The organism is Aeromonas sp. MdU4 (assembly GCF_041929505.1).
GTDB lineage: Bacteria > Pseudomonadota > Gammaproteobacteria > Enterobacterales > Aeromonadaceae > Aeromonas.
This window is the reverse complement of sequence record NZ_JBHFMW010000027.1, coordinates 82,364-96,134: the sequence shown is the minus strand read 5'-3', so window position 1 is coordinate 96,134 and position 13,771 is coordinate 82,364. Positions and strand designations below refer to the sequence as shown.

Genomic DNA, 13,771 nt, shown 5'->3' with positions numbered 1-13,771 from the left:
CTCTTGAACCAAAGACGATGAAAGATGATTACGCAGCCTGTTCGGCACCCAGCAGATCCAGGAAAGCCTGGGGATCCGTGGTGCTGGCCAGCCGGTCGATGAGACCGGGTTCATCCAGTGCATTGGTCAGGCGGGTTATCACCTGCATGTGTTCGTCGTTGCGGGCGGCGATACCGATCACCAGCCGCGCCACCTCATCGGCGGCTTCGCCAAAGGCGACCCCGGCCGGGTACTGGCAGATGACGATGCCGGTACGCTTCACAAACTCCTTGGCGGCGATGGTGCCGTGGGGCACGGCAATGGATTCGCCGAGGTAGGTGGAGACCAGCTGTTCACGCTCCAGCATGGCATTGACGTAGTCGGGCGCCACGTAGCCGCGCTCTGCCAACAGTCGGCCTGCGGTCAGGATGGCGGCCTCCTTGCTGTCCGCTTTCAGTCCCAGATGCACGTCATGACGGCTCAGGGTAAAGACCTCGGCCGCTTGCGGCTCGTAGTTGTCATCGTTGGCCGCCACCAGCAGTTGCGGGTTGGCGACATCATCGTTGGCGGCCTGAGTCAGACTCTGTACCAGCTCCTGATAGAGACCGTTGTCGAGGAAGTTGGTCAGTGAAATATGGTGGGCATGCGGCGCATGGCGACGGGCCCGCTCGGTCAGATCCTTGTGGGTGATGACCCAGTCCACCTGATCGTCGAGTTGATCGATGGCGCGGTTGGTGACGCTGATATCGAGCCCGGCGGCCTGTACCCGCTTGCGCAGCATACCGGCACCCATGGCGCTGGAACCCATCCCCGCATCACAGGCCACCACGATATTGCGCACCGCCATCAGTTCGCCGCCCGGCTTCTTGGCCGCTGCGGTTTCAGGCTTGGCACCCTTCATGGCTTTCATCTTGCGGGTGGCTTCACCGAGGGCATCGGCCTCATCGGCTTCCGGCTGCTGGGCACGCACGAATACGGCGGCAACCAGGAAGGAGACCAGAGTGGCGCTGATGATGGAGAGGGCTACCCCGATCAGGGAGGCTTTCGGCGTCATCAACAGCACGGCGAAGATGGAGCCCGGCGAGGCAGGGGAGACCAGACCGGCATTGAACAGGGTCAGGGTAAAGACCCCGGTCATGCCGCCAGCGATCACCGCCAGAATGAGGCGCGGGTTCATCAGCACGTACGGGAAATAGATCTCGTGGATGCCGCCGAAGAAGTGAATGATGGAGGCGCCGGCAGCGGACTGCTTGGCCGCACCGCGACCGAACACCATGTAGGCCAGCAGCACGCCCATGCCCGGGCCCGGGTTCGCTTCAATCAGGAAGAAGATGGAGCTGCCGTGTTCGGTCGCCTGCTGGATCCCCAGCGGCGAGAAGATGCCGTGGTTGATGGCGTTGTTGAGGAACAGGATCTTGGCCGGTTCGACAAAGATGGAGGTGAGCGGCAGCATGTGGTTATCCACCAAGAAGCCGACGCCACCGGCCAGTACGCCGGAGAGCACCTTGACGAAGGGGCCGATCACGAAGAAGGCGAGGATCGCCAGCAGCATGCCGATAAGACCGGCAGAGAAGTTGTTGACCAGCATCTCGAAGCCGCTCTTGACGCGACCGTCCATCGCCTTGTCGAAGCGCTTGATGGCCCAGCCACCGAGCGGGCCGACCATCATGGCACCCATAAACATCGGGATGTCGGTGCCCACGATGACGCCCATGGTGGTGATGGCACCGACCACGCCGCCACGCTCACCGCCCATCAGTTTGCCGCCGGTGTAGCCAATCAGCAGCGGCAGCAGGTAGGTGATCATGGGGCCGACCAGCTTGGCCAAGGTTTCATTGGGTAGCCAGCCGGTGGGGATAAAGAGGGCAGTAATAAAGCCCCAGGCGATAAAGGCGCCTATGTTGGGCATGACCATATTGGACAGGAAGCGTCCAAAATTCTGTATCTTGACTTTGGTATCCGGTGATAACATGTCGGGACCCCGTTTTAAGCCTGTTTGATTAAAAGTGGTAGTTCGGGATGGCCGGTTTTGCCGAACCTCCATCCCGGTCGTCTAAGCAACTTCAATCTACCAGCTTGCGATCAAATTAGGCTGAAAACGGGGTGTCTTGTGATCCACCTCTCAGATACCCCGTCATACCCCCTTCCCAACTAGTGATGAAGATCACATTCTCTTGCTGTAATTCGGTTACATTTCGATCTTTTCTGTTTTTAATGACCATTTTTTGTGATCTATCTCACCAAATCAGCTTTGCTGCGCCTTTGTTCAAAGGTGATTCACATCACAAATTCAGTTTTTGTATTCGAATGGGGCAAATCACTCAATAACTCATCAGCGGGTATTGACGATGAATCTCTCGTAATCACCTTCTAGTTACCAATGAATCAATAGGTTTGTAACCCGCTTTCAGTTTTTGCAGGCAGTGATGAGGGCTCTTTTGCGGCCGGTTGATGGGAATGGGCGCCAACATGCAGGATGTCATTGCGCGGCTGATGTTTGGGGCGCTTGCTTGCCGCAGCAGGGCTGATAGCAGATAAAAACAAACCGCCAGCAGGCGGTTTGTCGGTTTTGGCGATGTGATCCCTGTCGGGGACTGCCGCTTAGTAGAAGCTGGCATCCTCGGGGGAGGGGCGGGTCTTGAAGCGGCGATGGAGCCACATGTACTGCTCCGGCGCCTTGCGCACGGCGGCTTCAATCTCGCGGTTGGCGCGGGCGGCATCAACCATGTCATCCCCGCTGGGGTAGTCGGCGAGCGGCGCCCCGATATGCAGGGTGTAACCCTCGTTGGTGCGGATGTTGTAGCAGGGCAGGGTGACGGTGTTTTTCACCCGTGCCAGAGTGGCGGTGCCGGTGATGGTGGCCGCCTGCTCCACCGCGAAGTAGGGCACGAACACGCTGGCGTGGCTGCCGTAGTCGTGATCCGGCGCGTACCAGAGGGCGTCGCCGTTGCGCAGTGCCTTGATCATCCCCTTCACATCCATCCGGTCCACCAGATATTTGTTGGAGGCACAGCGACCGTGGTATTGGGCATACTCCAGCACCGGATTAGTGTTGGGGCGATAGACCCCCACCCCGGGGCGAACCAGTCCGAAACAGCGGGCGTTGAGCTCCAGCGTCAGGAAATGGCAGGAGAGCAGCAGCATGCCCTGACCTTTTTCCATCGCGGCGATGACATGCTCTTCCCCTTCCACCTTCATCAGGTTGCGCATCCGCCAGTCCGGCCAGAACCAGGCGATCCCCACCTCGAACACGGCGCAGCCCACGCTCTCGAAGTTCTGCTTGAGCAATGTTTCCCGCTCATCCCGGGTCAGCTCCGGCAGCGCCAGTTCCAGATTGCGACGGGCAATTTTTACCCGTGATTTCAGTATCTTGGCGGCGAGGTGACCGAGTTGGCGACCCAGCCACATCTGGCTGCGCCACGGCAGCAGAGTCAGCAGCCAGAGCAGGCCAAGGCCAAACCAGCTGGCCCAGTAACGGGGATGAAACAGGCGGGGCTCGAGGCGGGGAGCGTTGTCGTGGGCCATGGCTAATCTCTTGTTCGCAAACACAATCGGGGGATTCTAGCTGAAAAGGGGGGGCGGGAGCGAATGGCGGTTTGCTGGTCAGAGGGGCAAGCTGCGTCAGATCCGCGTGGCACGAACTGTAACTATTGGTTTCCTTTATGCTTCTTTAAATGGAAACCACAGGTTTGCTTTTTCTCCACCGCATAAAAGAGTGTGATAAAATCGGCGGCTGATTTTTCAGGTTTTGAGAGTCGATACAGATGAAAATCACCCTGCCCGAGTTTGAAAAAGCCCGTGTTCTGGTCGTAGGCGATGTCATGTTGGACCGTTACTGGCATGGCCCCACCGGCCGGATCTCCCCCGAGGCGCCGGTGCCCGTGGTCAAGGTTGAGCACATAGAGGAGCGTCCGGGTGGCGCCGCCAACGTGGCCCTCAACTCCGCCGCTCTTGGCGCCCACGCCGTGCTGCTTGGCCTGACCGGTCAGGATGAAGCGGCCGATGCGCTGGCTGGTCAGATGGCCGGGGTCAAGGTGGCCTGTGATTTCGTTCGTCTGGCCGACTACCCGACCATCACCAAGCTGCGCGTCCTGTCGCGCAACCAGCAGTTGCTGCGTCTCGATTTCGAGGAAGCGTTCCACGATGTCGACTCCACCCTGCTGATGGGCAAAGTGGAACAGGCGCTGCCGAGCAGCGACGTGATGATCCTCTCCGACTACGGCAAGGGTGCCCTTAATGACGTGCCTGGCATGATCCAGCGTGCCCGCGCTGCCGGTATCCCAGTGCTGGTCGATCCCAAGGGAACCGATTTCGAGAAGTACCGCGGTGCCACTTTGCTGACCCCCAACATGTCCGAGTTCGAGGCGGTGGTGGGCAAGGTGAAGAGCGAAGAGGAGCTGGTCACCAAGGGGCTGGGTCTGGTCAAGCGCTTCGAGCTGGAGGCTCTGCTGGTCACCCGCTCCGAAAACGGCATGACCCTGATCCGCGAAGGTCAGCCCGAGCTGCACCTGCCGGCTCAGGCCCACGAGGTTTACGATGTGACCGGTGCCGGTGATACCGTGATCTCCACCCTGGCCACCTCGCTGGCGGCAGGCAAGAGCCTGGATGAAGCCTGTGCCTTGGCCAATACCGCAGCCGGTATCGTGGTCGGCAAACTGGGTACCTCTACCGTCAGTCCGGTCGAGCTGGCCAACGCCCTCTACACCGAGCAGGAGACCGGTTTCGGTGTCATGTCCGAAGCCCAGCTGAAAGTAGCTGTTCAGGCCGCTCGTCTGCGTGGTGAGAAGGTGGTGATGACCAACGGTTGCTTCGACATCCTGCATGCCGGTCACGTCTCCTATCTGGCCAACGCGGGCAAGCTGGGGGATCGCCTGATCGTGGCGGTCAACACCGACGAGTCGGTTCGCCGTCTGAAAGGGCCGGGTCGTCCGGTCAACCCGACCGAGCGCCGCATGGCGGTGCTGGCTGCGCTGGGCGCGGTGGATTGGGTGGTGCCGTTTGGTGAAGATACCCCACAGCGTCTGATCGCCGAGATCCTGCCGGATCTGCTGGTCAAGGGCGGTGACTACAAGCCGGAAGATATCGCCGGTTACACCGAGGTGACCGCTAACGGCGGTGAGGTGCGCGTGCTCAACTTCGAGGATGGCTGCTCCACCACCGATATCATCAAGACTATCCGCGAACGCGGCTAACGGCAGGGTTTGCCCCGCTAGATGGCGGGGCCGACATGACGGCGCGATCAACTAAAGAGAGCTGCCGACAAGAATCCGGATAACAAAAAGGCGACCCAGCGGTCGCCTTTTGCATGGCTGATGTTGGCGATCAGACCTTGGTTTTGCTCTTTGCCGTGACCGGCATCAGGCCCTGGTTCACTTCCACCAGATCCTGCGCTTCCAGGACGCCAGCGGCCTGTTTCAAACTCAGGATGTTGATGATGTAGTTGTAACGGGCGGCAGAGAGTTTCTGCTTGGCATCGTACAGCTTGCGAGTGGAGTCCAGCACGTCGACGATGGTACGGGTACCGACTTCGTAACCGGCTTCGGTCGCTTTCAGGGCGCTGTCGGCAGAGATGACGGACTGGCTATAGGCACGTACCGAGCCGATGCTGGCATTCACGTTGTTGTAGGAGGAGCGCACCGTGCTCTGCACCGAGCGGAAGTTCTTCTCCAGCAGCTCGCTGGCGGCAACGTAGTTGAACTGGGCCTGCTTCACCTGGGAAGTGGTGGCGCCACCGCTGTAGATAGGCAGCTTGAAGGTCAGACCGATATTGGCCTGATTGTCATTGCCCCCCTGAATGCTATCCAGCTTGTAATCGGTATTGCTGGTTTGCAGGCCGGCACCCAGATCCAGGGTCGGTTCATGGCCGGTTTTGGCCAGATCGATTTTCTCTTTGGCGATGTCTTTGGCGATGCGGGCACTGTGCAGTTGCAGGTTCTTGTCCAGCGCCAGCTCCAGCCACTTGTCAGAACCGAATGCGGTCTTTTGCGGGCTGAAACGATCGGTGTTGAGCACATCCAGAGTGCGGTGATCGATACCGGTCAGCTCGCGCAGGGCCTCATAGCTGTTGGCCAGATCGTTCTCGGCGTTGATCTCGTCCGCCAGTGCCTGGTCGCGGGAGGCTTCGGCTTCATGGACATCGGTGATGGCGGTCAGGCCCACTTCGAAACGCTGCTGGGTTTGCTCCAGTTGACGCTCAACTGCCACCTTGTTGGCACGGACGAACTCCAGGGTATCCATCGCCTTGAGCACGTTGAAATAGGCGGTGGCGCTACGCAGCATCAGGTTCTGGATTTCGAGGTTGTAGGCCACGTCGGACTGGGTGGCACCTTTCTCGGTCAAATCCAGATTGACCCAGTTGCTGCGACGGTAGATGGATTGATCCAGCGAAAGAGAGCCAGAGGCTTTGCTGTTGCTCTGGGTATCATTCTTGTTTTGCAGGTAGTTCAGCCCGGCACCCAGGTTGATCTGTGGCAAGAGTGAGGCGCGAGATTCGTTGATCTTCTCGAAGGCTTGGTCGCGAACGGCTTTGGACTGCAGCAACTGTGGGTCTTTGAGTTGGGCTTGTTGATAGATATCGAGCAGGTTTTCGGCATGGGCACCGGCACTGACGCCCAGCAACACCATGACGGACAAGAGTGTTCTTTTCATAGATCGTTTTAACCTTATGTAGTAACCCAAAACGGTTGCTGGAGAGGGCAAATATTGTCACCGACCAAGCTTGATTGCAGCTTAATCACTCTACTATAAGCAAAAATTAATGCTAAGAGTCTCAGGTCCGGTGACTGGAACGTCAAGAACCGGAAGCAGTTTTCTCCCCGCGCGCCTAGCCAAATGGTCTGTGGCTGCTAAAATCCACCCCTCATTGCCATGGTGCGCCGAGTGAATGAACGTTCATTCATGTTCCTCGGATTTTATGGCCAAACTGGTACAAGTCAAGCTGAGGGGAGTCCAGTATGTCGCAGCAACCCTTGCCGCAAGATCGGCATTACGCCGCAGATGATGTAAAAATAATCGAAAAATCAGGTGGATATGACGGTTTCTTTAAGGTGAACGTTTATCGCCTGCAGCATCGGTTATTTGCGGGAGGCTGGAATCAGCCCATCGTGCGCGAGTTGTTCGAGCGGGGTCATGCTGCCGCACTGCTGCCCTACGATCCGGTACGTGATGAGATCGTGCTGGTTGAGCAGTTCCGTATCGGCGCCATGGAGACCTGCCCGACCCCCTGGCTGCTGGAGCTGGTGGCCGGCATCATCGACGAAGGGGAAACCGCCGAGGCGGTGGTTCGCCGCGAAGCGGTGGAAGAGGCGGGTATCGAAGTCGCCCGCTGCGAGCACGCCATCAGCTATCTGGTGAGCCCGGGTGGCAGCACCGAGCGGATCGAGGTCTATGTGGGCGAGGTGGATGCCAGCACGGCAAGCGGTCTGCACGGTCTGGCGGAAGAGGGTGAAGACATCCGGGTCCACGTGGTGAGCCGCGAGCAGGCTTATGCCTGGCTCAAAGAGGGACGCATCGACAATGCGGCTTCCGTCATCGCCCTGCAGTGGCTGGCTCTTAACCATGGCGAGCTGCGTGCCCGCTGGCTGGCGGATCGCTGAGGTGGCGCTGACCCTGCAACAGAGCAGGCGCTATGTGCCTGATCTGATGTCCTTGCAGCGTACCTGCGAGGTCAATTACATGGCATTGATGAAACTGCTGCCTCCGGAAGGGGAGGTCGGGGCCGAGCGTCGCTATCGGGTTGGCAATGATCTGCAGTTTCAGCTCACCATCAGCGGCGAAAGCCGCTTCACAACGCAGGTTCTTTTGAGTCAGCACAACCCCGAATTGCCCGAGTATCTGCAGGCTCAAATTGAGATTCGTTTGTACCATGATGTACGGATGGCGGAAGTGTGTGCAGCGCAACAGATTTCCCGTTTGCAACCACGTTATGATTATCCCAATAAAAAGATGCACCAGCGGGACGAAAAGGAGCAGGTAAATCTGTTTCTGGCCGAATGGCTAAAATTTTGTCTCAGACATGGTACCAGTCCGATCAATATCTCCAGTTGAACAAATAAAAAGAAGCGTGATTTTGGAAACAGAGCTCCCCCAGGCGCAGGATGGCAGTGTGCGCCTGTTGCAAATTACCGACACCCATCTTTTCGCGAGTGCCGAAGGGCGGTTGTTGGCTGTGCGCACCGCAGAGAGTCTGGCCGCCGTGCTGGAACAGGTGCAAGCGAACGAACACCCCTATGAGGTGATTCTGGCGACCGGCGATCTGTCGCAGGATCACAGCCCGGAATCCTATCAGCGTTTCGCCTCCATGATGGCGCCTCTTGGCCGTCCCATCTACTGGTTACCCGGCAACCATGATGACAGTCCCCTGATGACCGAGCACCTTCATGCTGCCGGGATCAGCGAGTCCAAACAGCTGGTAGGTGACCACTGGCAGGTGATCTTGCTCGACACTCAGGTGCGCGGCAAACCGCACGGCATGATCGGCGATCACCAGCTGGCGGCGCTCGACAGCGCACTGCGCCAGTATCCGGATCGCCATGCGCTTATCACCCTGCACCATCAGGCGGTGCCGGTGGGCTGTGCCTGGCTGGATCAGCACAATCTCAAGAATGCCGACGACCTGTTTGCCGTGCTGGCTCGCCATCCGCAACAGAAGACCATTCTGTTTGGTCACGTCCATCAGGAGTTTGACGAGGTGCACCGCGGGGTTCGGTTGATCGCCAGCCCCTCTACCTGTATCCAGTTCAAACCGCTTTGTGATGACTTCGCGCTGGATGAATCGGGCCCGGGTTGGCGTTACCTCACCCTCTATCCGGATGGTCGGGTTGCCAGCCAGGTGTGGCGCTTGCCGGTGGGGCAGTTTGTGCCCGACCCCAATGCCACCGGTTATTGAGGAAGATTGCATGAAGCCCGTTCTTCTCTATCTGCACGGTTTCAACTCCTCACCGGGCTCTGCCAAGGCGCAGCAGATGGCTGCCTGGGTGGCCGCACACAGACCCGATATCGAAGTGGTGATCCCTGCTCAGCCCAATACGCCTGCGGCGGCCTGGGCGGCCATCGAGCAGACCATCGCCGATCTTGCGGCCCGCCATGGCAGCGCATTCAAGCTCGGTGCCGTGGGCAGCTCCCTCGGCGGCTTTATGGCAACCCGGGTGAGCGAACGGTACGGCTGCCGCGCGGCGCTGATCAATCCGGCGGTGCGCCCGCACGAGCTGCTCTGCGACTACCTCGGCCCCCAGACCAATCCCTATACCGGGGAGCAGTACGAGCTGCTGCCTGAACATATGGACGAGCTGCGGGCACTGGCGGTGCCGGTGACTGCCCCCGAGCGGCTCTGGGTACTGCAACAGCAGGAGGATGAAGTGCTCGACTACCGCAAGGCGCTGGACGAATACCGCTTTGCCCGTCTCTCGCTGGAGTGCGGCGGCGACCACGCCTTTGTGGCGTTCGAACGCTACCCCGCCCAGATTATCCGTTTCCTCGGGCTCTAACCATGCAGCCGCCGTTGGCCGCCTTTCTGGAACAGGTGCTGGCCACGGCGCAAGCGGGCCTCACCTACTCCAAAGATCCCTTCGATATCGGTCGCTTCGAGGCACTCAGAGCGGCCACGGTAGCTCTGATGGCCAGTCAGAGCGATCTGCAACCGCAAGCCATCGCCGAGTGGATCGCCCTCGATAGCGGTTATCCCACCCCCAAGCTGGATGTGCGGGCGTTTATTCAAAACGATGACGGTCATATTCTGCTAGTACAGGAGCGCAGCGACGGTTGCTGGACTCTGCCCGGTGGCTGGTGCGATATCGGCGACTCGCCAGCGGATGCCGTGGTGCGCGAAGTGGTGGAAGAGACCGGCCTTGAGTGTCGGGCGGTGCAGCTGCTGGCGCTGTTCGACAAGCTCAAGCACCCCCATCCGCCGCAACTGCCTCACGCCCACAAGGCTTTCTTTCTGTGCGAGGTGACCGGCGGTCAGCTGCAGAGCGAAACCGACGAGACCCAAGGGGCGGCCTATTTCCCCATCGACGGTTTGCCCCTGCTCTCCCGCCATCGGGTGGTGGAATCCCAACTGCGCACCCTCCATGCCCATCTGCAGCAAGGGCGGTGTGATGCCCTGTTTGACTGACCCGCTCAGAGCGTGAACCCGTCTGCAAGGAGGCAGCATGATCAAGCGTATAGGTAATACCCTCATTCAAGAGCGGCACAAGGCCAGTTGTCACTGCGGCGCCGTGGTATTGGAGCTGACCCTGCCGGATGGCGTGGTGGCCCCGCGCCGTTGCGACTGCTCGCTCTGTCGGCGCCGGGGCGCCATCGTTGCTTCCGTCCCCTTGTCTGGCATCCGCATCCTGCAGGGTGAGGAGGTGCTGCGCTGCTACCAGTTCAATACCCGCACCGCCAAGCACTACTTCTGTGGCATCTGCGGCATCTACACCCACCATCAACGTCGCTCCAATCCGGCCGAGTATGGTTACAACCTCGCCTGTCTCGAGGGGGTCAATCCGTTTGAGCTGGGCGAGGTACCGCTGCTCGATGGCATCAACCATCCCGCAGATCGTCAACGCTGAACGAAACGGATTCATCTGCTCCTGTAGCACGCTAAATGGCTGTGTTAACCTTGATCTGCCTGCTCTGCGCAGCTCATTGAGCGCACTCATGGCCAAACTCTTCTGCTCTTCTCTGCCAACAGGGAGCCCGCTTGTGACAACCCCTTCAGCGCTGCCGGATCTGGTATTGGGCGCTTCTCTCTACTTTCCGCCGCTGTTCAAGGCGGTGCTGCTCGGCCTGCTCTGCTGGTTACCGGTGCATCATCTGCTGCGCGACTGGCTCTATGGCGGGGATGTCTGGCACCCCATGCTGATGGATCTCTCCCTCTTTATCCTCGCCGTCAGCGGCGCTCTATGGATGCTGTTACATGGCTAAATCTCCTCTCGCCACCCTCAAATATTTCTCCACCCTGCTGGTCTGTGCGCTGGCGCTGGCGGCGGGCTGGTGGTTGTGGAACTACTACATGCAGGGGCCCTGGACCCGAGATGGTAAGGTGCGGGCCGAGCTGGTCAGCATCACCCCCGAGGTGTCAGGCAAGATCATCAAGATAGCGGTGAAGGACAACCAGCTGGTGAAAGCGGGGGAGGAGATCTTTACGCTTGACCCCGAGCCCTACCGGATTGCGCTGGATAACGCCCGGGCGGCGCTGGCCAAAGCCAAATCGGATCTCGACAAGGCGGAGCACGAGGCGAACCGCCGCCGTGGCCTGTCGCGCAATGTCATCTCCGCCGAGGCGGGGGATGAGGCGCAGCTCAACGCTCAGGCGATGCGGGCAGCCTATCAGGTGGCGCAGGCCAATTTGCAGCAGGCGGAGTGGTCGCTGGCCAAGACGCAAATACATGCCGCCAGCGATGGCTACATCACCAACCTGCAGACCCGGGTTGGCAACTACGCCAGCGCTGGCGTGCCGTTGGTGGCGCTGGTGGATATCCACTCCTTCTATGTACAGGGCTATTTCGAAGAGACCAAGCTCAGACATATTGCGCCGGGCAAACCGGCCGAGGTGGTGCTCTACAGCGGGGATCAGACCCTGCGCGGCGAGGTAGAAAGTATCGGGCGCGCCATCCACGATCAGAGTGTCGATGGTGGCAACGGCCTGCTGCTCGACGTCAAACCGAATGTCCCCTGGGTGCGGCTGGCCCAGCGGGTGCCGGTGCGGATCAAGCTGCTGGAGGTGCCGCCCACGCTGGCGCTGATCGCGGGCACCACCTGCACCATCACCATAGGGGAGTAGGGTGAGCGACTCGCTCTGGCGCCAGACCCCGTGGGGCAAGGCCAACGGCGGTCAGTGGCGCTATGCCCTGCGCAACAGTCTGGCCATGTGTCTGTCGCTCTGGCTGGCGTTCGTGTTGCAGCTCGACTCCCCCTACTGGGCCATGACCTCGGCGGCGGTGGTGAGTTTTCCCACCGTGGGCGGGGTTATCAGCAAGAGTCTGGGGCGGGTGGTTGGCAGCCTGATTGGCGCCATGGCAGCGGTGGTGATCACCGGCTTTGGCATCAGTGACCCCTGGTTGTTCAGCTTCCTCATCGCCCTCTGGCTGGGCTTGTGCACCTACATATCCAACCACTACCAGAACAACGTCTCCTACGCCTTTGCGCTGGCGGGCTACACCGCCGCCATCGTGGCCTTCTCCTGCGTCAATGTGACCGATCCGCACCATATCTTCGACATCGCCCAGGCCCGGGTGAGCGAGGTGATCATCGGCATCCTCTGTGGCGGCCTGATGATGATGATCCTGCCCAGCACCTCCGACAGCGAGACCCTGCTGCAGTCGCTGCACAAGACCCAGACCCGCCTGCTGGAGCATGCCCAGCTGCTCTGGCTGGGGGAGGCCAATCCCGATGTGCGCAGCGCCCACGAGGGGCTGATCGGCCAGATCCTCACCATGAACGTATTGCGGATTCAGGCGGTCTGGAGCCACCACCGCCTGCGTCGCCACAACAAGCTGCTCAACTTCCTGCTGCATCGCCAGCTGCGCCTCATCAGCCTTATCTCCAGCCAGCGCCGCATGCTGCACAACTGGCCGGAGCAACCGGAGGGCATTCAGACGCTGCTCGCCACCCTGCTGGCCGAGCTGGGCAAGCCGGAGTGCGATCGCTACCGCATTGCCCGGCTGCTGGTGCCGTTTGTGCCGACGGCGGGCTGTGATTACCGCCTGCGCACTTTCTGGTTGCGGCTGCGCCACTTCTGCTGGAGTTATCTGGAGTGCCAGCGCTGGTTGCATCGGCTGGAGCGGTACGATGATCATGAGTGGCCAGCGCCACCGCGCCACAGCTCCCTGACCAGTCACATCGACAGTTACGAGGCGGCCTACAACGGTGGGCGCACTTTCCTCTGCGTGCTGCTCGGCTGCGCCTTCTGGATCAACAGCCAGTGGGATGCGGGTGGCTCGGCGCTGACCCTGCTCGCCATCTGCTGCGTGCTCTACTCGGCGACCCCGGCTCCGGCCAAAGGGGTCAACACCATGCTCAAGGCGATCCTGCTGCTCAGCCTGATCTGTTTTGCGGTCAAATTTGGCCTGATGATCCGTATCGACGACTTCTGGCTCTTCTGTGCCCTGCTGTTTCCGGCGTTGGTCACCATGCAGCTTTGCAAGTTGCAGCAGACCCGGCAGGCAGTGTTGTGGGGCCAGCTTATCGTGCTGCTCGGCTCCTTTCTCGCCATCACCAATCCGCCGAGCTATGACTATCAGCAGTTTATTAACGGCAGCATCAGTCAGATGCTGGGGGTGATGGTGGCCGGATTGGCGTTCCAGTTGCTGCGACCAAGCTCTGATCGGCGCAAGAGCCGCCGCATTATTCGCTCCCTGCGCCGCCACTTTATCGATCAGCTGGAGCCCAGACCGCAGCAGAGCGAGAGCCAGTTCGAGTCGCTGATTTATCACTGCATCAGCCAGCTCAGCCAGAGTCAGGATCAGACCGCAAGGCTCTGGGTGTTGCGCTGGGGTGTGGTGCTGCTCAACTGCAGCCATATCGTCTGGCAGCTGCGCCAGTGGCGCGATGACGATCAGCCCCTCTATCTGGTGCGGGACAACTGCCTGCGCAGTCTGAAGGGGATCCTCACCGAGGGCGGCGTGCAGCATGACTCCCTCGATCAGACGCTGGCGGAGTTGCAGCGCATCAGCCATGGGCTGGCTCGCCATCAGGAGATCGCCGCGCGGGATTTGGCGGGCATGGTGTGGCGGCTGCACAGCTCTCTCTCCCAGCTGCAGCAGGCGCTACCGGTGGAGCCAGGCGTGGCCTGATTGGCCACTCGGGGGCC

General features: G+C 60.2%; 13 protein-coding genes. 10 read left to right on the top strand and 3 right to left on the bottom strand.

Annotated elements, in window-relative coordinates; all coding sequences use genetic code 11:
• Window positions 1-28 precede the first annotated feature (28 nt).
• Both ACE1BR_RS16505 and lpxL read right to left on the bottom strand, forming a co-directional pair.
• Window positions 29-1,951: a PTS mannitol transporter subunit IICBA gene (locus ACE1BR_RS16505; protein WP_374872152.1), complete on the bottom strand. Its 1,923-nt coding sequence runs from the start codon at window positions 1,949-1,951 to the stop codon at window positions 29-31.
• A gap of 629 nt (window positions 1,952-2,580) precedes the next feature.
• Window positions 2,581-3,504 carry an LpxL/LpxP family Kdo(2)-lipid IV(A) lauroyl/palmitoleoyl acyltransferase gene (gene lpxL / locus ACE1BR_RS16500; protein ID WP_374872150.1) on the bottom strand — a complete coding sequence of 308 codons (924 nt, stop codon included), beginning with the start codon at window positions 3,502-3,504 and terminating at the stop codon, window positions 2,581-2,583.
• Between the two features lie 239 nt (window positions 3,505-3,743).
• On the opposite strand from lpxL, the gene hldE reads away from it, so the two are divergent.
• A complete protein-coding gene (gene hldE, locus ACE1BR_RS16495) occupies window positions 3,744-5,171 on the top strand; it encodes a bifunctional D-glycero-beta-D-manno-heptose-7-phosphate kinase/D-glycero-beta-D-manno-heptose 1-phosphate adenylyltransferase HldE (protein WP_374872148.1) in 1,428 nt (475 codons plus the stop codon).
• Between the two features lie 130 nt (window positions 5,172-5,301).
• Here hldE and tolC read toward each other — a convergent pair whose 3' ends face one another.
• On the bottom strand, window positions 5,302-6,627 hold the full coding sequence (gene tolC, locus ACE1BR_RS16490; protein ID WP_374872146.1) for an outer membrane channel protein TolC: 1,326 nt from the start codon (window positions 6,625-6,627) through the stop codon (window positions 5,302-5,304).
• Window positions 6,628-6,932: 305 nt separating this feature from the next.
• Here tolC and nudF point away from each other — a divergent pair, with 305 nt between their 5' ends.
• The 9 genes from nudF to ACE1BR_RS16445 all read left to right on the top strand — a co-directional run bounded on the left by nudF (window position 6,933) and on the right by ACE1BR_RS16445 (window position 13,754).
• A complete protein-coding gene (gene nudF, locus ACE1BR_RS16485) occupies window positions 6,933-7,574 on the top strand; it encodes an ADP-ribose diphosphatase (protein ID WP_374872144.1) in 642 nt (213 codons plus the stop codon).
• Window positions 7,537-8,025 (top strand): DUF1249 domain-containing protein, encoded by a 489-nt coding sequence (locus ACE1BR_RS16480; RefSeq protein ID WP_374872142.1) that lies wholly within the window; start codon window positions 7,537-7,539, stop codon window positions 8,023-8,025. Before nudF ends, ACE1BR_RS16480 begins: the two co-directional genes overlap by 38 nt.
• A 22-nt stretch (window positions 8,026-8,047) precedes the next feature.
• The gene (cpdA, locus tag ACE1BR_RS16475) at window positions 8,048-8,866 is read left to right on the top strand and encodes a 3',5'-cyclic-AMP phosphodiesterase (RefSeq protein ID WP_124241589.1); all 819 of its coding nucleotides are present in this window, start codon (window positions 8,048-8,050) and stop codon (window positions 8,864-8,866) included.
• Between the two features lie 10 nt (window positions 8,867-8,876).
• Window positions 8,877-9,464 (top strand): YqiA/YcfP family alpha/beta fold hydrolase, encoded by a 588-nt coding sequence (locus tag ACE1BR_RS16470; protein WP_374872139.1) that lies wholly within the window; start codon window positions 8,877-8,879, stop codon window positions 9,462-9,464.
• A 2-nt stretch (window positions 9,465-9,466) separates the two neighbouring features.
• Window positions 9,467-10,090 carry an NUDIX hydrolase gene (locus tag ACE1BR_RS16465; protein WP_374872137.1) on the top strand — a complete coding sequence of 208 codons (624 nt, stop codon included), beginning with the start codon at window positions 9,467-9,469 and terminating at the stop codon, window positions 10,088-10,090.
• Window positions 10,091-10,127: 37 nt separating this feature from the next.
• Entirely contained in the window at window positions 10,128-10,529 is a 402-nt protein-coding gene (locus ACE1BR_RS16460) for a GFA family protein (protein WP_374872135.1), read from the top strand.
• A gap of 88 nt (window positions 10,530-10,617) precedes the next feature.
• Window positions 10,618-10,884 carry a DUF1656 domain-containing protein gene (locus ACE1BR_RS16455; RefSeq protein WP_374872133.1) on the top strand — a complete coding sequence of 89 codons (267 nt, stop codon included), beginning with the start codon at window positions 10,618-10,620 and terminating at the stop codon, window positions 10,882-10,884.
• Window positions 10,877-11,743: an efflux RND transporter periplasmic adaptor subunit gene (locus ACE1BR_RS16450; protein WP_374872131.1), complete on the top strand. Its 867-nt coding sequence runs from the start codon at window positions 10,877-10,879 to the stop codon at window positions 11,741-11,743. The genes ACE1BR_RS16455 and ACE1BR_RS16450 overlap by 8 nt, the downstream gene beginning before the upstream one ends.
• Before the next feature lies 1 nt (window position 11,744).
• Window positions 11,745-13,754, top strand: a complete 2,010-nt coding sequence (locus tag ACE1BR_RS16445; RefSeq protein ID WP_374872129.1) for an FUSC family protein — start codon at window positions 11,745-11,747, stop codon at window positions 13,752-13,754.
• The last annotated feature ends 17 nt before the right edge of the window (window positions 13,755-13,771 follow it).

Excerpts from the sequence above, each read along its gene's own strand:
- ACE1BR_RS16480 (WP_374872142.1), top strand. The coding sequence starts at position 7,537 with ATGGCGAGCTGCGTGCCCGCTGGCTGGCGGATCGCTGAGGTGGCGCTG.
- hldE (WP_374872148.1), top strand. The coding sequence starts at position 3,744 with ATGAAAATCACCCTGCCCGAGTTTGAAAAAGCCCGTGTTCTGGTCGTA.
- ACE1BR_RS16465 (WP_374872137.1), top strand. The coding sequence starts at position 9,467 with ATGCAGCCGCCGTTGGCCGCCTTTCTGGAACAGGTGCTGGCCACGGCG.
- lpxL (WP_374872150.1), bottom strand. The coding sequence starts at position 3,504 with ATGGCCCACGACAACGCTCCCCGCCTCGAGCCCCGCCTGTTTCATCCC.
- ACE1BR_RS16460 (WP_374872135.1), top strand. The coding sequence starts at position 10,128 with ATGATCAAGCGTATAGGTAATACCCTCATTCAAGAGCGGCACAAGGCC.
- tolC (WP_374872146.1), bottom strand. The coding sequence starts at position 6,627 with ATGAAAAGAACACTCTTGTCCGTCATGGTGTTGCTGGGCGTCAGTGCC.
- ACE1BR_RS16455 (WP_374872133.1), top strand. The coding sequence starts at position 10,618 with ATGGCCAAACTCTTCTGCTCTTCTCTGCCAACAGGGAGCCCGCTTGTG.
- nudF (WP_374872144.1), top strand. The coding sequence starts at position 6,933 with ATGTCGCAGCAACCCTTGCCGCAAGATCGGCATTACGCCGCAGATGAT.
- ACE1BR_RS16505 (WP_374872152.1), bottom strand. The coding sequence starts at position 1,951 with ATGTTATCACCGGATACCAAAGTCAAGATACAGAATTTTGGACGCTTC.
- ACE1BR_RS16450 (WP_374872131.1), top strand. The coding sequence starts at position 10,877 with ATGGCTAAATCTCCTCTCGCCACCCTCAAATATTTCTCCACCCTGCTG.
- ACE1BR_RS16470 (WP_374872139.1), top strand. The coding sequence starts at position 8,877 with ATGAAGCCCGTTCTTCTCTATCTGCACGGTTTCAACTCCTCACCGGGC.